At 46.7% G+C, this 18,911-nt stretch carries 22 protein-coding genes; 11 read left to right on the plus strand and 11 right to left on the minus strand.

Going from position 1 to position 18,911, the window contains the following annotated elements:
• Positions 1 to 119 precede the first annotated feature (119 nt).
• From citM to nosA, 3 genes are all read left to right on the plus strand, one after another.
• Complete coding sequence (gene citM / locus QRX25_RS03690; protein WP_115998065.1) at positions 120 to 1,418, plus strand: Mg(2+)/citrate complex secondary transporter CitM; 1,299 nt, start codon at positions 120 to 122, stop codon at positions 1,416 to 1,418.
• A gap of 51 nt (positions 1,419 to 1,469) precedes the next feature.
• Positions 1,470 to 2,264 carry an MBL fold metallo-hydrolase gene (locus tag QRX25_RS03695; RefSeq protein WP_212100628.1) on the plus strand — a complete coding sequence of 265 codons (795 nt, stop codon included), beginning with the start codon at positions 1,470 to 1,472 and terminating at the stop codon, positions 2,262 to 2,264.
• 123 nt (positions 2,265 to 2,387) lie between these two features.
• Positions 2,388 to 3,479: a nitric oxide synthase oxygenase gene (gene nosA / locus QRX25_RS03700; protein ID WP_212100631.1), complete on the plus strand. Its 1,092-nt coding sequence runs from the start codon at positions 2,388 to 2,390 to the stop codon at positions 3,477 to 3,479.
• Here the strand turns inward: nosA and QRX25_RS03705 are convergent.
• Entirely contained in the window at positions 3,473 to 3,745 is a 273-nt protein-coding gene (locus QRX25_RS03705) for an acylphosphatase (protein WP_115998062.1), read from the minus strand. The two genes, nosA and QRX25_RS03705, sit on opposite strands and share 7 nt — an antisense overlap.
• A 67-nt stretch (positions 3,746 to 3,812) precedes the next feature.
• Between QRX25_RS03705 and QRX25_RS03710 the strand changes: the two genes are divergently transcribed.
• Complete coding sequence (locus QRX25_RS03710; protein ID WP_212100634.1) at positions 3,813 to 4,472, plus strand: MOSC domain-containing protein; 660 nt, start codon at positions 3,813 to 3,815, stop codon at positions 4,470 to 4,472.
• A 38-nt stretch (positions 4,473 to 4,510) separates the two neighbouring features.
• Here QRX25_RS03710 and QRX25_RS03715 read toward each other — a convergent pair whose 3' ends face one another.
• The 4 genes from QRX25_RS03715 to map form a co-directional block, all read right to left on the minus strand.
• Positions 4,511 to 4,645 carry a YflJ family protein gene (locus QRX25_RS03715; RefSeq protein WP_003155609.1) on the minus strand — a complete coding sequence of 45 codons (135 nt, stop codon included), beginning with the start codon at positions 4,643 to 4,645 and terminating at the stop codon, positions 4,511 to 4,513.
• A 179-nt stretch (positions 4,646 to 4,824) separates the two neighbouring features.
• A complete protein-coding gene (locus QRX25_RS03720; RefSeq protein WP_115998060.1) occupies positions 4,825 to 4,980 on the minus strand; it encodes a hypothetical protein in 156 nt (51 codons plus the stop codon).
• 81 nt (positions 4,981 to 5,061) lie between these two features.
• Positions 5,062 to 5,373 (minus strand): DUF3243 domain-containing protein, encoded by a 312-nt coding sequence (locus QRX25_RS03725; RefSeq protein ID WP_003155607.1) that lies wholly within the window; start codon positions 5,371 to 5,373, stop codon positions 5,062 to 5,064.
• A gap of 56 nt (positions 5,374 to 5,429) precedes the next feature.
• Positions 5,430 to 6,179 carry a type I methionyl aminopeptidase gene (map, locus tag QRX25_RS03730; protein WP_115998059.1) on the minus strand — a complete coding sequence of 250 codons (750 nt, stop codon included), beginning with the start codon at positions 6,177 to 6,179 and terminating at the stop codon, positions 5,430 to 5,432.
• A gap of 164 nt (positions 6,180 to 6,343) precedes the next feature.
• On the opposite strand from map, the gene nagE reads away from it, so the two are divergent.
• Positions 6,344 to 7,717, plus strand: a complete 1,374-nt coding sequence (gene nagE, locus QRX25_RS03735; RefSeq protein ID WP_115998058.1) for an N-acetylglucosamine-specific PTS transporter subunit IIBC — start codon at positions 6,344 to 6,346, stop codon at positions 7,715 to 7,717.
• 131 nt (positions 7,718 to 7,848) lie between these two features.
• Positions 7,849 to 8,292 carry a YfmQ family protein gene (locus QRX25_RS03740; protein ID WP_013351369.1) on the plus strand — a complete coding sequence of 148 codons (444 nt, stop codon included), beginning with the start codon at positions 7,849 to 7,851 and terminating at the stop codon, positions 8,290 to 8,292.
• A 39-nt stretch (positions 8,293 to 8,331) separates the two neighbouring features.
• On the opposite strand, the gene ltaS is transcribed toward QRX25_RS03740, so the two are convergent.
• Positions 8,332 to 10,269 (minus strand): lipoteichoic acid synthase, encoded by a 1,938-nt coding sequence (ltaS, locus tag QRX25_RS03745; protein ID WP_115998057.1) that lies wholly within the window; start codon positions 10,267 to 10,269, stop codon positions 8,332 to 8,334.
• A 245-nt stretch (positions 10,270 to 10,514) separates the two neighbouring features.
• Here ltaS and QRX25_RS03750 point away from each other — a divergent pair, with 245 nt between their 5' ends.
• On the plus strand, positions 10,515 to 10,892 hold the full coding sequence (locus QRX25_RS03750; protein ID WP_065521592.1) for a DnaJ family domain-containing protein: 378 nt from the start codon (positions 10,515 to 10,517) through the stop codon (positions 10,890 to 10,892).
• Positions 10,893 to 10,901: 9 nt separating this feature from the next.
• On the opposite strand, the gene QRX25_RS03755 is transcribed toward QRX25_RS03750, so the two are convergent.
• From QRX25_RS03755 to QRX25_RS03765, 3 genes are read right to left on the minus strand one after another with little or no spacing between them, the layout of a single operon-like run.
• Entirely contained in the window at positions 10,902 to 11,333 is a 432-nt protein-coding gene (locus tag QRX25_RS03755; RefSeq protein ID WP_212100637.1) for an Hsp20/alpha crystallin family protein, read from the minus strand.
• A gap of 15 nt (positions 11,334 to 11,348) precedes the next feature.
• Positions 11,349 to 11,591: a spore germination protein gene (locus tag QRX25_RS03760; RefSeq protein ID WP_013351373.1), complete on the minus strand. Its 243-nt coding sequence runs from the start codon at positions 11,589 to 11,591 to the stop codon at positions 11,349 to 11,351.
• A gap of 14 nt (positions 11,592 to 11,605) precedes the next feature.
• Positions 11,606 to 11,866, minus strand: coding sequence for a spore germination protein (locus tag QRX25_RS03765; protein ID WP_007408496.1), 261 nt, complete (start codon positions 11,864 to 11,866; stop codon positions 11,606 to 11,608).
• Positions 11,867 to 12,135: 269 nt separating this feature from the next.
• On the opposite strand from QRX25_RS03765, the gene treP reads away from it, so the two are divergent.
• The 4 genes from treP to QRX25_RS03785 all read left to right on the plus strand — a co-directional run bounded on the left by treP (position 12,136) and on the right by QRX25_RS03785 (position 16,850).
• On the plus strand, positions 12,136 to 13,551 hold the full coding sequence (treP, locus tag QRX25_RS03770) for a PTS system trehalose-specific EIIBC component (protein WP_014469890.1): 1,416 nt from the start codon (positions 12,136 to 12,138) through the stop codon (positions 13,549 to 13,551).
• Positions 13,552 to 13,626: 75 nt separating this feature from the next.
• Complete coding sequence (treC, locus tag QRX25_RS03775; RefSeq protein ID WP_212100640.1) at positions 13,627 to 15,312, plus strand: alpha,alpha-phosphotrehalase; 1,686 nt, start codon at positions 13,627 to 13,629, stop codon at positions 15,310 to 15,312.
• Positions 15,313 to 15,335: 23 nt separating this feature from the next.
• Positions 15,336 to 16,052: a trehalose operon repressor gene (gene treR / locus QRX25_RS03780; protein ID WP_115998055.1), complete on the plus strand. Its 717-nt coding sequence runs from the start codon at positions 15,336 to 15,338 to the stop codon at positions 16,050 to 16,052.
• A 132-nt stretch (positions 16,053 to 16,184) separates the two neighbouring features.
• Complete coding sequence (locus QRX25_RS03785; protein WP_065980936.1) at positions 16,185 to 16,850, plus strand: NAD(P)H-dependent oxidoreductase; 666 nt, start codon at positions 16,185 to 16,187, stop codon at positions 16,848 to 16,850.
• Positions 16,851 to 16,885: 35 nt separating this feature from the next.
• Here the strand turns inward: QRX25_RS03785 and QRX25_RS03790 are convergent, their stop codons facing one another.
• Positions 16,886 to 17,647: a YibE/F family protein gene (locus tag QRX25_RS03790; protein WP_013351379.1), complete on the minus strand. Its 762-nt coding sequence runs from the start codon at positions 17,645 to 17,647 to the stop codon at positions 16,886 to 16,888.
• A complete protein-coding gene (locus QRX25_RS03795; protein WP_212100644.1) occupies positions 17,644 to 18,783 on the minus strand; it encodes a YibE/F family protein in 1,140 nt (379 codons plus the stop codon). The genes QRX25_RS03790 and QRX25_RS03795 overlap by 4 nt, the downstream gene beginning before the upstream one ends.
• Between the last annotated feature and the right edge of the window lie 128 nt (positions 18,784 to 18,911).

Genomic DNA, 18,911 nt, shown 5'->3' on the forward strand with positions numbered 1-18,911 from the left:
ATCTTTAAAATCCAAAATATTTACTTCAATATGCAATTCTCATAAGATTAGCAAAAAGGCAGATAAAGGGGAATCGGGCCTTTAAAATGTAAGCGTATTCATGATAAGGGGGACATACTGTGTTAGCAATCTTAGGCTTTCTTATGATGTTTGTTTTTATGGTGCTGATCATGACAAAACGGCTTTCGGTGTTAACGGCGCTTGTGTTGACGCCGATCGCGTTCGCGCTGATTGCCGGCTTTTCTTTTAACCGGGTCGGCGAGATGATGATCTCCGGTATTGAACAGGTGGCGCCGATTGCAGTCATGATTATGTTTGCGATTCTATATTTCGGCATAATGATTGATGCCGGTTTATTTGATCCGATGGTTGCGCGTATTTTAAAGCTGGTCAAAGGCGATCCGCTCAAAATTGTTGTCGGAACAGCCGTGCTGACCATGCTTGTCGCGCTGGACGGTGACGGGTCGACGACGTATATGATTACAACAAGCGCGATGCTGCCTTTGTATATCATGCTCGGAATCCGTCCGATTATTTTAGCGGGAATCGCCGGTGTCGGCATGGGGATCATGAACACGATCCCATGGGGCGGCGCGACGCCGCGTGCGGCAAGCGCACTCGGTGTGGACCCGGCAGAGCTGACGGGGCCGATGCTTCCTGTCATTGCCAGCGGCATGGTATGTATGATGGTGTCCGCTTATGTGCTCGGAAGAATAGAACGGAAACGGCTTGGGGTGATCGAATTAAAGCAGCCGTCCCATACAAATGAAACGGCTGCGGCTGTGGAAGATGAATGGAAGCGGCCGAGACTGTGGTGGTTCAATTTACTGTTAACGCTTTCTTTAGTCGGGTTTTTAGTATCGGGAAAAGTGAATTTAACCGTGCTGTTCATCATTGCGTTTTGTATCGCGCTGATTGTTAATTATCCGAAGCTTAACGATCAAAGGGAGCGCATTTCAGCCCATTCGAGCAATGTGCTTGCGATCGGTTCGATGATATTTGCAGCCGGCGTGTTTACCGGAATTTTAACGGGGACGAAGATGGTCGATGAAATGGCCATTTCCCTCGTATCGCTTATCCCGGAGCAGATGGGGGGATTTATTCCGGCGATTGTTGCCTTAACGAGCGGTATCTTTACGTTTCTGATGCCCAACGACGCCTATTTTTACGGCGTGCTCCCCATTTTGTCTGAGACTGCCGTGGCATACGGCGTGGATAAGGTGGAAATCGCACGCGCTTCAATTATCGGCCAGCCGATTCATATGCTAAGCCCGCTCGTGCCGTCGACGCATTTATTAGTCGGGCTTGCCGGGGTAACCATTGATGAACACCAGAAATTTGCGATGAAATGGGCGGTTCTTGCCGTTATCGTCATGACGGCCTTTGCGCTTATCATCGGCTCAATCACGATTTTTTAACATAAAACATCCGCTTCGTCGCACACTAAAGGCATCAGAGGAGGTGCCATGATGAGTGATCCGTTTATGCCGCTCTTTTCATTGAAAAGCGGTGTCGGTTTTAAAGCGGCAGACGGTGTTTACGGACTGACCGTGCAGATTGCGAATGTTTACTTTATCGAAAATCCCTCAGCTCCGAGAGAAATCATTCTGGTTGACGCGGGAATGCCGCAATCAGCGGAGATGATTATAGAAGAAATGAAACGCCGGTTCGGAGATGGGTATCAGCTCAAGGCGGTCATGTTGACGCACGGCCATTTTGACCATGTCGGAGCGATTGAAGAGCTGCTTGAAATGTGGGATGTGCCGGTTTACATTCATGAACAGGAGCTTCCGTACGTCACGGGAAAAGCGGATTATCCGCCTGCCAGGCCCGATGCGAAAAAAGGTCTTGTCGCAAAGCTGTCGCCGCTGTTTCCGCGCCATGCGATCCGAATTCCGTCCGTTCAGACCCTGCCTTCAGACGGCATCGTTCCGTTTCTTGAAGAATGGAAATGGGTGCATACGCCAGGCCACACTCCAGGCCATGTTTCTTTTTTCCGGCAAAAAGACCGCGTTCTGCTTGCCGGTGATGCCGTCATCACTGTTGAACAGGAATCGCTTGCGGACGTTGTCATTCAAAAGCAAGAGCTTCACGGCCCGCCGGCATATTTCACAGCAGATACGCAGACTGCGGCAGCATCCGTCCGGAAACTGGCCGAACTGGAGCCGGAAGCGCTTTTGACGGGTCACGGAATTCCGATGACGGGAAAAAACTACCGTGAGGATTTGCTTACATTGGCTGAAAAACTGCATTCCGTTTTGTAAAACACCTGCGAAAATCACAGGTGTTTTTTCTTTGTGCTTTCCAGTATGATACAAAAAAACCATTGTGTTCACTTCTAAAAACGATACAATGGGAAGCAGATGTAAATTGAAGGAGAGAGTTTTTTGAAACATACGGAATTACTCTGGGATGAGGCGAAAGCTTTTATTGATGTCTGCTATCGGGAACTCGGCATGGAATCGCAAATCAATGCGCGTCTTCATGCGATAAAAGATGAGATAGATCGGACGGGAAGTTACGTCCATACGGCGGAAGAGCTTGAACACGGGGCGAAAATGGCGTGGCGCAACAGCAACCGCTGTATCGGACGTCTCTTTTGGCAATCGCTGAACGTCATTGACCGGCGCGGCGTGAGCACGAAAGAAGAGGTGCGCGATGCATTATTTGAACATATCGAAATCGCGACGAACGGCGGAAAAATTAAACCGACGATTACGATTTTTCCTCCTGAGAAGAATGGGGAGAAACAAGTGGAAATCTGGAATCACCAGCTCATCCGCTACGCGGGGTATGAGACAGAACAAGGAAGAATCGGCGATCCGGCATCATATGAGCTGACGGCTGTCTGTGAAAAACTCGGCTGGCGCGGAAAGCGGACCGATTTTGATATTTTGCCGCTGCTTTTCCGAATGAAAGGGGACGAGCAGCCGGTTTGGTATGACCTGCCCCAGACACTCGTGAAAGAAGTGCCGATCTCCCATCCGGATATCGAAGAGTTTGCCGATTTGAATCTCAAATGGTACGGGGTTCCGATTATCGCTGATATGAAGCTTGAAATCGGCGGACTGTCGTACAACGCGGCGCCTTTTAACGGATGGTATATGGGAACGGAAATCGGCGCAAGGAACCTTGCTGATGAAAAACGGTATGATTTGCTCAGAAAAATCGCGTCGGTCATGGGGATTTCCGCCAGCCTGAATACAGATCTGTGGAAAGATCAGGTGCTGGTGGAACTGAATAAGGCAGTGCTCTATTCATATAAAAAACACGGTGTCAGTATCGTAGATCACCATACGGCGGCGAATCAATTTAAGCGCTTTGAAGAGCAGGAACAAGACGCGGGCAGAAAGCTGACGGGAGACTGGACCTGGCTGATTCCGCCGATCTCGCCTGCTTCCACCCACATTTTCCATAAATCATATGACAATACGATTGTGAAGCCGAATTATTTTTACCAGGACAAGCCTTATCAGTAACTGATGGAAAAGGTGCGGTACCCTTTCAGATGGCGTGATTCTTCGACCGTTACGCCTGTGACATTTGAGAAGGGGCTCCCTTTTCTGACCGCTTCGGCAAATTTTTTCAGCGACTCTTCAGGGCCCTCGGCAAGGATTTCAACCCGGCCGTCATCACGGTTTTTTACCCATCCGGCGATCTTATGTCTGTCTGCTTCCGTCTGAACGAAGTAGCGAAAACCGACGCCCTGAACCCGGCCGTCTGCAACCATACGATATTGAAGCATGGAAAAACCACCTTTTTCTTACTATGATAAAGGATAAATATGATATTTCGCAAAGGATGTGAACGAGGTGACGCAAGACTATTCTGTCTTATCTATCAATATCGGAAAGCCAGCCATTCATGAATTTGCCGGCAGACAAATCAATTCCGGCATCGTAAAGCGGCCCGCGGATTCCCCCGTCATGCTGTATAAAACCCATTTTTTAGGGGACGGACAAGCTGATCTGAAGCATCACGGCGGCCCGGATAAAGCGGTGTGCGTGTATCCCGCCGAGCATTATTCATATTGGGAAACAACGCTTGAGAGAAAACTTCCCGCCGCCGCGTTCGGGGAGAATGTAACGGTCAAAGGGCTGGCCGAGCAAGACGTGTGGATCGGAGACGTGTTTCAGCTGGGGGAAGCCGTCGTCCAAGTGAGCCAGCCGCGCCAGCCCTGCGTCAAACTCGCGCTCAAATATGACATCAAGGATATGGTGCTCCGCGTACAGCAGACCGGCTTTACCGGCTTTTATTTCAGGGTGCTTGAAGAGGGATATGTCGATCCGCGTCCGGTTCTCAAGCGTCTGTCGAGAGGCAAAGAAAGCATTTCCGTCTGGTATGCGAATGAAGTGAAATACCGTGATTCCGGCAATCTGGCGGCGATCGAAGAAGTACTGCGGGAAGAAGCGCTGTCAGAAAGCTGGAGGGAATCCTTCCTTAAAAAAAGAGACAGGCTGATGAATGTATAGAAAAAAGCCGTGCTGACTGACAGCACGGCTGATTTACGTTATGCTTGTTTCTTTGTTTCGAGCAGATTGGCAAGGAAATACTTTTTGAAGCTTTGAAGCTTTCTTCCTTCATAGTGGGTAATTCCTTTTTTCTTTAACTCTTCTACATACCAGCCTTTACTGCCATAATGCATGTCAGAAAACTCCTTTCTCCGTTCTCCCGCTTGGGAGAGTTTCTTCAGTTTTTGCCAAACTTTTGGCATTGTAACATCTATAAAAAGACGCTGAAAAGGGGTAAAGCAAAAACTGAGCCTTTGGATTCAGAGATGTAAAGCTTTCTTACATATATATGTAAAGGGCGGTCTTTTCATGCTTAATGGCCGGTCAATTTTAACAGCACCGTGCCGAGTGTCATGATTCCGAATACGACGCCGAAATAAGTCAGCAGCCCCTTCTTTTTCTTCACCCCGTAAACGGTGAGAATGATGCTTTCAATAAAGAAAATAAACCCGAAGATAATAAACCACATGTTGAAAAATGGCTCCTTTCACAGACATATGTCCAGTGTAGCACATCTCTTGTAACGGAACATAAAAAGCCGGGCACTGTATCAGTGTCCGGCAAGTTTGACAAGCAGCTGGGCCAAATGCTGTTTTTCATTGTCATCCGCAATGTCCCACAGCTCTTGTAATAGTTTTTCTTCCGCATTGCGGGGCTCCTCGTGCTTGGCGAGATAGTCCCCGAGGATGGCGGCGCTTTTGATGATTTTGCTGTCATCCAGGCCTAGTTTTTTTCCGGCGGAAATTTTCTGGTGAAGGTACGCCTTAAATTCCTCGAAATCCTCTAAAATCTGCTGCTTCGTTACGCCGTGCATGGCGTGTATTTCGTTTTCGATTTTGATTTTTTCTTTATCTTTTTTCATGCGTCTCCCTCCTTCGGGTTAGTTGTTGTATACCTGTTTGGGAGGGAGATGAAACATTACAATGCAGTTAAAATAATCGGTTTGTCTTTTGTGATGACGATGGTATGCTCCACTTGGGCGACAAGGCTTTTATCCGGCGTTTTAAACGTCCAGCCGTCTCCCGCTTCAACAATCGTTTCGGCCTTCGTGGAAATAAACGGCTCAAGCGCGATCACGGTTCCGTTTTTAAAAAGCGCGTTATCAAACGGATCGTAGTAATTCATGATGTGGTTCGGCGCTTCGTGGAGGTTTCTGCCGATTCCGTGGCCCGTCAGCGTTTTAATGACAGTAAAGCCGTTAGAGCGGGCTTCATGGTAGACGGCTCTGCCGATCTGGTTCTGGCGTTTGCCGGCTTTCGCCTGTTCAAGCCCTTTTTCAAATGCAGAAGCTGCGCAATTGCAGAGCTTGTGCAGGAGTTCGTCACCTTCGCCAAGCACAAACGAAATACCCGTATCAGAGTAAAAACCGCCGAACTCCGCCGAAATATCGATATTTACAAGATCGCCCGCTTTTAGGATTTTAGAGGCGCTCGGAATGCCGTGAGCGACCTCGTCATTTACGCTGATGCACGTCACGCCCGGGAAATCATATTCCTTCTCCGGAGCGGAAGCGGCTCCGTATTCGTCAAGCACCGCCTTTCCAATCAGGTCAAGATCTTTCGTGCTCATGCCGGGCTCGGCTTTTTTCTTCATTTCTTCCCGTGCCAGCGCGACGATTCTGCCGATTTTTTTTAGGCCTTCTAATTCTTGATCGTTTGTTACAATCATTGTCATTCCCGCTTTCTATTTTTATTCATCTTATTCAAGCTTACCACAACTGGTTTATAAATAGAAAACCAACAAACCGTGTCTGAATAAATGAAGGAAAATTGGTATAGATCACTAGATAACTTATGTGTTATATTTAAGAAAAAAGAAGGGGGATGGGTAAAATGCTTCAATTTTTGCAAAAACTCGGAAAATCTTTTATGCTTCCGATTGCCGTTCTGCCCGCCGTGGGTATTATTTTGGCCATCGGCAGGGAGGACTTATTAAATATTCCGTTCATTTATGCGGCGGGGACAGCGGTATTTGATCATCTGCCGCTGATTTTCGCGATCGGGATCGCGATCGGGATTTCAAAAGACAGCAACGGGGCCGCCGCTCTGTCGGGAGCAATTTCCTATATAATGCTTGAGGCGGCTGTAAAATCCATCAATTCGACTAATAATATGGCTGTTTTCGGAGGGATTATCGCGGGGTTAATTGCGGGTTACACGTATAACCGCTTTAAGGATACGAAGCTGCCGGAATATCTCGGATTTTTCAGCGGACGCAGGCTCGTGCCGATTGTAACGGCGCTGATCACCATTATCTTGGCCGGGATTTTCGGCTTTGTGTGGCCGCCGATTCAGTCAGTGATTACATCATTCGGAGAATGGATGATCGGGCTTGGCGGTATCGGCGCGGGGATTTTCGGTATTTTTAACCGTCTTTTGATTCCATTCGGTCTTCATCATGTGCTGAATAATATTTTTTGGTTCCAATTTGGTGATTTTCACGGAAAAACGGGAGATCTGGCCCGCTTCTTTGCAAAAGATCCGACGGCCGGGACTTATATGACGGGATTCTTCCCGATTATGATGTTCGGGCTTCCGGCCGCATGTCTGGCAATGATTGCAGCGGCTAAGCCAAGTAAGCGCAAAGCGACGGCCGGGATGATGATCGGACTCGCGCTGACGGCATTTATTACCGGAATTACAGAGCCGATTGAATTTGCATTTATGTTTTTATCACCGCTTCTGTACGGGGTTCATGCTTTATTAACCGGATTCTCTTTATTTATCGTCAATGTTCTCGGAATCAGGTCAGGTTTTTCGTTCTCAGCGGGGGCGATAGATTATCTCCTCAGCTATGGCATTGCCGAAAAACCGCTTTTGCTGCTCGTTGTCGGGATTTGTTATGCGGTGCTCTATTTTGTCGTCTTCTACGTGCTGATCAAAACGTTAAACTTAAAAACACCGGGACGGGAAGATGACGAGGAAGAGGAAGTGCTTAGTGAAGATACGGCTGGTTCCGTTGAAGAACATGCCATGCTCAAGGGGCTAGGCGGCAGACAAAACCTCGAAACGATTGACCACTGTGCGACCCGTCTCAGACTGACCGTGCATGATACGTCTCTTATTAATGAGGCGGCACTTAAAAAAGCGGGAGCAAAAGGGGTTATCAAAACGGGGAATAAAACGGCGCAGGTCATTATCGGCCCGAACGTCGAATTTGTCGCGGAGGAGCTGAGAGAGGCCGTCCGCCGTGACGATCAGAAGTAGACTTAAAAAATTCGGATCATATATGTGATCCGGATTTTTTTGCATATCTATCAGGTTTCACATAATGTACAAAAAACAACGTTTCCTCCTGTGTTAAGATTCATGTAGAACAAGTATGGAGATGATGTAAGGTGACATGGATTGCAGTTGTTTCAATTGTTGTCATAAGCCTGATTAAGATTGTACTGACATGCCTTCCTACTGGAGCGGTGGAATGGATTCTCCGCAAATTTGAAACCCATTCAAAGCTCAGTGACGAGTCCGCTGCCGTATCCCTCGGCGGAAAACGTCTGGAAGGCGAAGACAAACGCCGGGTGATTGATGATTTTAACGAAGCTGTGTTTATAGAACGGCATTATATATACCCGGGTGATGAAGAGCGTTATCTTCATCCGCAAAACGGAGCCGACCCGCTTGTCATTAAGACAAGAAAAGGAAAAAAAGATGTGACAGTGTTTGTATACAGCTATGAAGATCATGTAGATGTCGTCAAACAGCAGAAAAAGAAAGTCGTCGCTTATTCGGTTCTTTCCGACAGCCTGCAAAAGCGCTCAATGGCCGCAGCCGGAAGCTGAACATAAAAAAGCCAGATCATAATATGATCTGGCTTTTGTTTATTCTTTTTGATCATCTGCTGAAGAATCTTCACGCTTCGTATAATCGAATTGTGACGGGTCCACTTTCTTGAAGCCTTTTGGCTGATAGAAGCGAAGCAGATCGCCGTTGATGATCTTATCAGACATTTCAAGCTCGGTTTTGACGAGAGAGTCTTCTTTTTTATCGACTTCTGAATCATCTAAAAGTCTTCCGGTTTTCGTATCGTAATACTTGCCGGCCACTTTCGTATAGTTCGGTGAGATAAAGTCGCCGTTACGGAACGGAATCACTTCTCTGTGCTCTTTCGATAAGATATCAGAACCTGACATGAGATAATCTTTCGTATCGACGCCGAGCAGATGAAGAACGGTCGGCGCGACATCGACATCGCCGGCAAATTTATGATTACGGCCGCCTTTCACGCCAGGAGCGTGGATAAAGAGCGGAACCCGCTGAAGCTGGGCATTGTCGTAATCAGTGATCTCATCTTTGCCGAGCACTTTCGCCATCGCTTTATTATGGTTTTCAGAGATGCCGTAGTGGTCTCCGTACATCACGATAATCGACTTATCGTACAGACCGTCTTTTTTCAGATCATTAAAGAACTGTTCAATTGATTCATCCAGATAGTTCGCGGACTGGAAGTAGTTATTGACGACTGAATCGCCAAAGTCTCCTGTCGGGAAGTCTGTGTCCTCTTTATCCATTCCGAACGGGAAGTGGTTGGACAGCGTAATGAACTTCGTATAGAACGGCTGCGGCAGGCTCTTTAAGAGCGGCATGGACTCTTTGAAATACGGTTTGTCTTTCATGCCGTAGTTTTTCGTATTCTCTTCGCTCATGTCATAATAAGCGGAATCGAAGAACTTATCGATGCCTTCCGCTTTGTACATTTCGTTACGGTTCCAGAAAGTCTGCGTATTACCGTGGAAAGCGGCAGACGTATAGTTTTTGCCTTTTAAGATCGCAGGAACGGACTGAAGCGTGTTTTGCGCTTTATTGACGAAAACCGAACCTTGCGACAGCGGGTACAGAGAGTTTTCCATCATAAATTCCGCATCTGATGTTTTACCTTGTCCCGTTTGGTGGAAAAAGTTATCAAAGTAGAATGTTTGATTGTCATGCGCCAGTTTGTTTAAAAACGGCGTCACTTCCTTGCCGTTAATTTTGTAATCAATGATAAAGGACTGCAGAGACTCTAATGAGACGTAGATGACGTTTTTTCCTTCGGCTTTTCCGAAATAGACGTTGTTCGGCACGTCATAGTTGGCCTTCATGTAGTTTTCCACATCCGTTACATCGCTTGAATCGGCAAGCGCGCGCTGGCTGTTTGACTTCACATTCTGCACGGCATCGTAAATCGTGAAGTTGTACGTGCCCAAATATTTCACCAGATAGTTTCGGTCAAATGAGCGTGTCAAAAGCTCAGGCCGGTCGGATTCCGCGACGGCCAGGTTGATCAGGAACACAAGCACGGCGGAAGCCAAAACGATTCTGAATGATTTCTTCGCCGGTTTTTCAGCCGGTTTTTTCATCTTTAGGGCCAAAATAATCAAAATGACGGTATCCAGGAAGTAGAAGGCGTCTGTCCATCTCATTAATGAAAACGCGCTGTCTCCGAGCTGGCCGCCGTTTGTTTTTGCCTGCATCATGACCGGGATGGTAATGAAATCATTAAAGAATCTATAATAGACGATGTTTGCATAAAGCAAAAAAGACAATAAAAAATGAATCACAATAATGGCTGTCTGCTGTAATTTTTTCTTGAAAAGAAGTCCAAATCCAAGAAAGAACAAGCTGGAGCTCAGCGGATTCACAAAAAGCAATATTTTCTGGATCGTGTTGTCTATGCCGAGGTTAAAGTTTAAAATATAAGCAGCATATGTTTTCACCCACAATAACACGACCGCTATCAAGAAGAAGGCAAGTCCTCTTTCTTTTATAAATGTTTTCATTGTTACACTCCTTTTTTCCGATCACGGTTTACACGGAACGATAGAAAAAACGAACGTAATCAATATACCATGAAACCAGCAAATAGAAAAGGTGGAAAAGGCTCATCGGAAAAAGGGCGAAAAACGCTGTCGCAAAGGCGGTTTATCTGTTGAATGACAGCTTTAAAAATAAAAATGGCACAAACTGGGATCGGCATTTCCGTGTGATATGACTCGGTTCAATTGAAAAAAAGAGGTGACAAATGATGGATATTGCCCATATCGTGGCTGAAGATAAAATCAAGCGCGCCATTAAGGATGGAGAATTCGCCGGCATCAAAGGAATGGGAAAGCCCCTGCCGAAAGACGATGCCGCACATCTTCCGGAGTCGCTCAGAATGGGCTACCGTATCTTGAAAAATGCCGGGATCGCCGAGGATGAGGGCGCGCTGAAGAAAGAGCTGATGACGCTCGATTATTTGATCGCCAAGTGCCGCAATGAAACGGAGCTGGATCACCTGCGGAACAAACGGACGGAAAAACAAGTCAGGCTCGACAAGCTGACGGAGGAGAAAGCCATGTTCTCAAAACCCGCATCTTCTCATTATAAGGAGAAAGTGTACAGACGGCTGAACCGCCCGTAAGCCGGCTCCTTATATTTTTTTCTGAAAAGGAATGTGTTCCATCAGACGCGGATAGGAAATGTGGAGCAGGCCGTTGACGCACTGCGCCTGTAAAAGATGGGGATCAGCCGGTTCAGGAAGATCAATCGTCTCATCAATTTCCCCATAATACCGGTTTTGGCAGATTCCCATGTCCTTGGGAAAAAGGGGCGTGATGTTTCCTTTTATATGCAGCCGTGTTCTTGACAGCAGCCTCAATGTTAATTCTTCTTCGTAAACACCGGGCATTTCCACAATGACAAATGTGTGCTGTTCATCCTGATAGATATCATAAATCAGGGTGTTTTTTTGTAAGGAGAAAAAATCTTCGGGAGATTTCCGTTTCAGGACATTGGTCCAAAAGTCGCTGGGCTTGTGCTCGTTCGTAATCTCAAGCCACTTTCTCATTTTTTCGATATCCACTTCACTATAGCTCCCCTATATTTGATTTGCGATCGGCATTGACGGGTTGGCGATTTGATCCTGGTCGCTTACGTCAGGGTCAAGATGGCCCGAATTCAAACATCCGGCGGCCGGCGAAAAGTCTCCTAAAGAAAAGTTCGCGCCGACAAGTTTACTGTTGGCGGTGTGGCTGTTTTGTACGGTCTGACCGATATCGACGTTTCCGTTTTGCGTTGCTCCGTTTACTTTTATATTGACGACGTTAATTTGGTAAGGCATTCATAAAAACCCCTTTAATCTATAATGGGCGGCACCGGCGTAATATTTGCGGTATCTGCGGTTCCGATGGCTGTCTGGTCGTTTACATCAGGATCATTTAACAAGTTCTCCATCATCGATTCTATAGGTGACGTATCGCCGAATGAAGAGTTCAGTCCTTGTGATTTGTTATTTGTGGTGGGACTGTTGTATGCCGCTTCCCCAATCGTTATAGATCCGTTGCCAGAAATACTGTTAATCTTCAAATAGTACAGGTTGATAACAGTGGATGGCATCTCTTCACACCTCTTTAACTTAGTTGTACAGTACTGTATGCTTTTGCTGCCCCTGTTGTGATTCCGCCTGGACATGTTCCGGGAAAAACAAGTAATCAAGACCCCGTCCCGGCGGGGATTTTTTTGTTTAAGGGTCTTTCGCAGTATATTTGTGATGAAAGCGCTATAAAAATAGATTGACGACATGTATATACATCATTACAATAGAGTTATAAACATGTATATACAAGTTTGCAAGATAAAATGAAAACGGTTACGGAGGGGTTGGCATGGGTGAGTTTAACCGGGCTGCGCGGCAGATCGCTGAAGCTGTCGGCGGAATCGAAAATATTGAGGCGGCAACTCATTGTGTTACGCGTTTGCGGTTTGCGTTAATAGATGAAACCAAAGTGAATCAGAAAATGCTTGATGCAATAGACATTGTCAAAGGTTCTTTTGCGGTAAACGGACAATTTCAGGTCGTGATCGGGCAGGGGACGGTCAACAAAGTATATGCGGAGTTAGTGAAGGAAACGGGGATAGGCGAAGCGTCAAAGGATGACGTAAAGAAGGCGGCAGCACAAAAAATGAATCCTTTGCAGCGCGCTGTGAAAACGCTTGCGGACATCTTTATTCCGATCCTTCCGGCGATCGTCACAGCCGGGCTTTTAATGGGCCTGAACAACATCTTAACGGCGGAAGGCATTTTCTTCAGCACAAAATCGATTGTTCAAGTGTATCCGCAATGGGCGGATCTCGCCAATATGATTAATCTGATCGCGGGGACGGCCTTCGCTTTTCTGCCGGCTTTAATCGGCTGGTCAGCAGTGAAGCGGTTCGGAGGAAGCCCGCTTTTGGGCATCGTGCTCGGGCTGATGCTTGTGCATCCTGATCTGTTGAATGCATGGGGCTACGGGGCTGCCGAGCAGAGCGGCGATATTCCGGTGTGGAATCTCTTCGGCCTGGAGGTGCAGAAAGTGGGGTATCAAGGTCAGGTGCTTCCGATTCTGCTGGCGTCTTATTTACTTGCCAGGCTTGAGCTCTTTTTAACGAAACGGACGCCGGAAGGCATTCAGCTGTTAGTCGTCGCGCCTGTGACGCTGCTGGTCATCGGTTTTCTGTCGTTTGTCATCATCGGTCCGATCACTTTTGCGATCGGAAACGCGCTGACAGCGGGATTGATCGCCATTTTCGGCCAATTCTCCGCCATCGGCGGCCTGCTGTACGGGGGGCTGTATTCGGCACTTGTGATTACGGGAATGCATCATACGTTTCTGGCGGTCGATCTTCAATTAATCGGTTCAAAGCTCGGCGGCACATTTTTATGGCCGATGCTCGCTTTGTCAAATATTGCTCAAGGATCGGCGGCTTTGGCCATGATGCTGATTACAAAAGATAAAAAACAGCGGGGGCTTTCACTGACGGCCGGCATTTCCGCATATTTGGGCATTACCGAGCCGGCGATTTTCGGCGTGAATCTGCGTTACAAATTTCCGTTTGTGATCGCCATGATCAGTTCGGGAATCGCAGGGATGTACATCTCCGTTAAAGGCGTTTTGGCAAGCTCAGTCGGAGTAGGCGGAGTGCCGGGGATTTTCTCCATCATGAGCCGGTACTGGGGTCCGTTTGCGCTCGGAATGCTGATCGTGCTGATTCTCCCGTTTGCGGGAACATACGGGTATGCGCGGCTGAAGCGGAAAAAATAGATAACCTGCGGGACGCCTTCATTCAGGCTGTCCCTTTTCCCTTTCAATTCAAATGATTACAGGCGGTGAAGAAAAATGAAAACAGACAGCACACCATGGTGGAAAAAGGCAGCGGTGTATCAAATTTATCCGAAGAGCTTTAATGATACGACGGGAAACGGGATCGGCGATCTTAACGGCATTATCGAGAAGCTTGATTATTTACAGAAGCTTTTGATTGATGTCATTTGGCTTACGCCGATTTACGATTCGCCGCAGAATGACAATGGTTATGACATTCGTGATTACTGCACCATTTATGAAGAATACGGAACAATGGAGGATTTTGAACGTCTTCTCGATGAAGCGCACAAAAGAGGGATCAAAGTCGTCATGGATCTTGTTGTAAACCATACATCCGTCGAGCACAAGTGGTTCAAAGAAGCGGTCTCGTCACCTGACAGTCCGTATCGGGATTTTTACATTTGGAAAGACGGAAAGGAAGACGGCCAGGCGCCGAACAACTGGGAATCAAAATTCGGCGGCTCCGCTTGGAAGCTTGATCCGGCGTCAGGCCAGCACTATCTGCATTTATTTGATGTGTCGCAGGCTGATTTGAACTGGGAAAATGAAGAGATGAGAAAACGGGTTTACGACATGATGCATTTTTGGTTCCAAAAAGGGATCGACGGCTTCCGGCTTGATGTGATCAATCTCATTTCTAAAGACCAATCGTTTCCTGATGCCAAAGACGGACATGACGGGCGTCCTTATTATACGGACGGTCCGCGCGTGCATGAATTTCTCCATGAGATGAACCGGGAAGTGTTTTCGAAATATGACAGCATGACGGTCGGTGAAATGTCCTCGACAACGGCTGACCACTGCATCCGGTACACAAACCCGAAAAGTAAAGAACTCGATATGACCTTTAACTTTCATCATTTAAAAGTGGATTATCCGAATGGTGAAAAGTGGGCGCTCGCTCCGTTTGATTTTCTGAAGCTGAAACGGATTTTAGCGTTTTGGCAGACGGAGATGCAAAAAGGCGGAGGCTGGAATGCTTTATTCTGGTGCAACCATGACCAGCCGCGGGTCGTATCCAGATACGGAGACGACGGCGTATACCGGACGAAATCAGCCAAAATGCTGGCGTCGGCGATTCATATGATGCAGGGAACGCCTTACATTTATCAAGGCGAGGAGATCGGCATGGGCAATCCGAAATTCGAGGACATCGGCTCATACCGTGATGTCGAATCACTGAACATTTACAAGAAGATGAAGGCAGAGGGCGTGCCCGAAAAAGACATTATCGCCATTTTAAAAGAGAAATCAAGAGACAATTCAAGGACTCCCGTTCAATGGAACAGCGAACCGCACGGCGGTTTCACGACGGGAACGCCTTGGATTCCCGCGGCGGATGATTATCGGGACATTAACGCAGAAGCGGCTTTGCGGGACCCGGATTCAATTTTCTACCATTACCAGAAGCTCATCAGGCTCAGAAAGGAATATGACATCGTGACCGAAGGAACGTTTGAACTGCTTGCTGAAGACGATCCGTCGGTTCTGGCGTACGTGAGACACGGCAAGGATGAAAAACTCCTATGCATCAACAACTTCTATGGAAAAGAAGCGGATTTTACGGTTCCGCTTGAAGACATGGCCGGCTGGCAGTTTACGGTGCTGTTGACGAATGATGAACCGAGGGAAGGGCGGCCGGAACGATTGACGCTCCGTCCGTATGAATCGATCGTTTATCATCTGACCAAAGCGTGATACACTAATCTGGGTGGTCATGAATGAAAGTGAATAAATACATCACAATCTATAAAGACATGGTGCAGCAAATTGAAAGCGGCATGCGGAAGGCTGAAGACGTTCTTCCGTCTGAAAATGATTTGTGCGATCAATACGGCACATCAAGAGAAACCGTCCGCAAAGCGCTCAATATGCTGGCGCAAAACGGCTACATCCAGAAAATCAAAGGCAAAGGCTCCGTCATATTAGACAGAGAAAAAATGCGTTTTCCCGTCTCAGGCCTGGTCAGCTTCAAGGAGCTTTCGGAAACGCTCGGAAAAGAGACGAAAACGACGGTTCACCGTCTCGGGCTGATTCCGCCTCCCGCCGAAGCCGCAAAAGAGCTTGGCACAAAGGCGGATGAAAAGGTGTGGGAAGTCGTCAGATCAAGGCGGATTGACGGAGAACACATTATTTTGGACAAGGATTACTTTGTGAAAAAGCACGTTCCTCTTTTGACGAAGGCGATTTGCGAAGATTCGATTTACGAGTATCTCGAAGAAGAACTCGGCCTGTCAATCAGCTACGCGCAAAAAGAAATTGTCGTGGAGCCGGCAGGGGAAGAAGACCGGAAGTATTTGGATCTCGGCGGATTCAGCCATATGGCGGTCGTGAAAAACCGTGTGTTTTTGGAGGACACCAGCCTCTTTCAATATACGGAAAGCCGGCACAGGCTCGATAAATTTCGTTTCGTTGACTTTGCAAGAAGAGAAAAATAAAAACGGACTGCCGCGGCAGTCCGTTTTTTTGTCAGTATCAAAATGGATACTATCCAACAAAAATGTGCGTACTGGTACTTTCAAAAATGTTGGCTACAATAGTACATACGAGATTGTAAAGGAGAGATCAGAATGTCAGATAAAAAACACGAGATCATCGAAGCGTATCAATTCAGACACGCCACAAAGGAATTTGATCCTGAGAAAAAAATTTCAGAAAGCGATTTTGAATTCATTTTAGAAACGGGAAGATTATCCCCAAGCTCACTCGGTCTTGAACCTTGGAGATTTGTCGTTGTCCAAAATCCGGAGCTTCGCGAAAAACTTCGCGAGTTCACGTGGGGCGCGCAAAAGCAGCTGCCGACCGCAAGCCACTTCGTTCTTCTGCTTGCCCGGACGGCAAAGGATATCCGTTTTGACGCCGACTATGTCAAAAACCACTTGCGGGAAGTCAAAAAAATGCCGGATGATATGTATGAAGGCTATATCAGCAAAACGGAAGAATTCCAGAAACATGATTTCAATCTGCTTGAATCAGATCGTGCGCTGTTTGACTGGGCATCAAAGCAGACATATATCGCCCTCGGCAATATGATGACAGCCGCTGCGCAGATCGGCATTGATTCCTGCCCGATAGAAGGCTTCAACTACAAAGAAATTCACCGGATTCTTGAAGAAGAAGGGCTTCTTGAAAACGGAAGTTTCGACATCTCCGTCATGGCCGCATTCGGGTACCGTGTCAGAGAACCGCGCCCGAAAACAAGATCTGCCTCAAAAGACGTTGTGAAGTGGGTATAAGATAAAAAAAGCTGCCGGAAGTTTCCCGGCAGCTTTTAACGTTTATTTTGTTTCGCTAAAAAATAGGCGGTGATCCAGGACGTAACGGGAATGATCAAGCCGATCCCGATCCCGGCGCAAAGAATGGTGACGGCTTCTGCGCTGAAGACTTTTGAGTTCACTATTTTTTCAGCAGAGTATGATAAGTCTTTAAACCATATAATTAAAGCCAGATAGCTGCCGAAAAAAGCAAAGAATAAAGTATTCGTATTCGTTCCTAAAATATCTCTCCCGATGCTTAAACCGAATTTGTACAGATCTTTTCTGTTCATGGACGGATTATGGCTGTGAATTTCTCTCATGGGCGAGGTAATGGAAATCGCCACATCGGTAATCGCCCCTATCGTGCCCATAATGATCATCGCAGCGGTCACCTTCACAAAATCCACCCCGACAAAAAGAGTGAATATGCCGATATCACCCAGTTCTTCTTCACCGAATCCTTGAATCGAAGTATGTTTCGTTACGGCCATAATAAAAAACAGCAGCAATACAATTGTCAGCATTGCAGAAATAAAGGCGGTTACGGTTTTGACGTTTCCCCCGTTAATATAAAAAAGTGTAATGCTGCAAATCACGGCGGAAGAGAGCAATGTTAAAACAATCGGATTGATATGCGGGTCTGTCATTAAGATGATGGTGAGAAAGAGAACACCGAAATTTAAAAATAACGCAATAAATGATCTCGCTCCCTTTTTGCCGCCGATCATGACCATCAATAGAAATAAAATCGCCGCAAGAATTACGATGACATTCATGAGCTTGCCTTCTTTCGTTTAATGAAAAAGATAGAAGCATACAGACTGGCAGGTATGGTTAAAACAATTCCGATTCCCCCGGCCAATGCTCTGGCTATTTCCAAGGAAATGTTCATAGAAAGAGTGAATCCTATCGGTGAATCATTTTTCAGATACAAAAGCATCATCGGAATAGAGCCGCTTATATAAGCAAAAAACAGAATGTTCGTCATCGCCCCCATTATGTCTTTTCCGATCTCCATCCCGGACCGTTTAAGCGCTTGTAATGAGATACTCTTGTTTTCTTCATATAACCCAAAGACAGATGACGTCATGGTAATGGCCACATCCATGACCGCTCCCAGCGATCCGATGAATACCCCAGCCATAAACACCGTGTGATAAGGGCGGGTTAAATACTGCATTTCTTCATATCTGAGACCTTTCTCTCCGGCAGCCGCCATCACAAGATACGTAATCAGAAGGGAAACAAAAGTGCCTGCGAGCGTCGCTGTTATGGCCGCATATGTTTTCGCGTGAAAGCCGCTGACAAGCAGCAATGATATGACAGTAAAGATGAGAATACAGATACCGCAGATGAAAATAAGCCCGATGTTCGGGTGCTTCCGGTATAAATCTAGCGCAAACGACAACAAAACAGCGTTAAAGATCAGGCTGATGATTGAAAAGAAGCCTTGTTTTTTGCCGACGATAAGTAAGGTGAATATGAAAATCCAAGCGATCAGCAAAAGCTGTTTATCCCGTTTTTTATCTATAATGCTTCCCGATATATCCTTATTTGGCGTGTTTCCTTTATCAATAGAAACGAATACTTCATCGCCGATTGAATATTTCTGATCATTCGCTCCGGAGGATGAATACTGATTGGACAAATGAATGAGCTGTCCTTTCTGACTGCCGTTTTCAAGTTTGGCTGTGATCCTCTGATTGAAAATCCTATCTTTGTTTTTATGCATGTCCTGCACGTCAGATTGATGTTCCAATGTGGTTTTCGTCACTTTGGCAATCGGGCGCTCATAAAAAGAAGCGTTGTGATTGACGAAAATCAGCGAGCCGATAAAACAAAGTGCTGTCATTACGTAAAACAGCTTTTTTTTGTAAGTCATGCTGTTTCGTATGTTTCCTGTTATCTTCAAAAAAAGTCCTCCAAACAGGCGGCGCCGGGAAAGCCAGGCTCCGCCGTGAATTGTCAAACCATAGATCGTACATCTGTGCGATATTTTATCATTCGGACTTACGGCTGTCGACTCAGAAGGGGACCGAC

Source organism: Bacillus sp. L381, assembly GCF_030284525.1.
GTDB classification, from domain to species: Bacteria; Bacillota; Bacilli; order Bacillales; family Bacillaceae; genus Bacillus; species Bacillus amyloliquefaciens.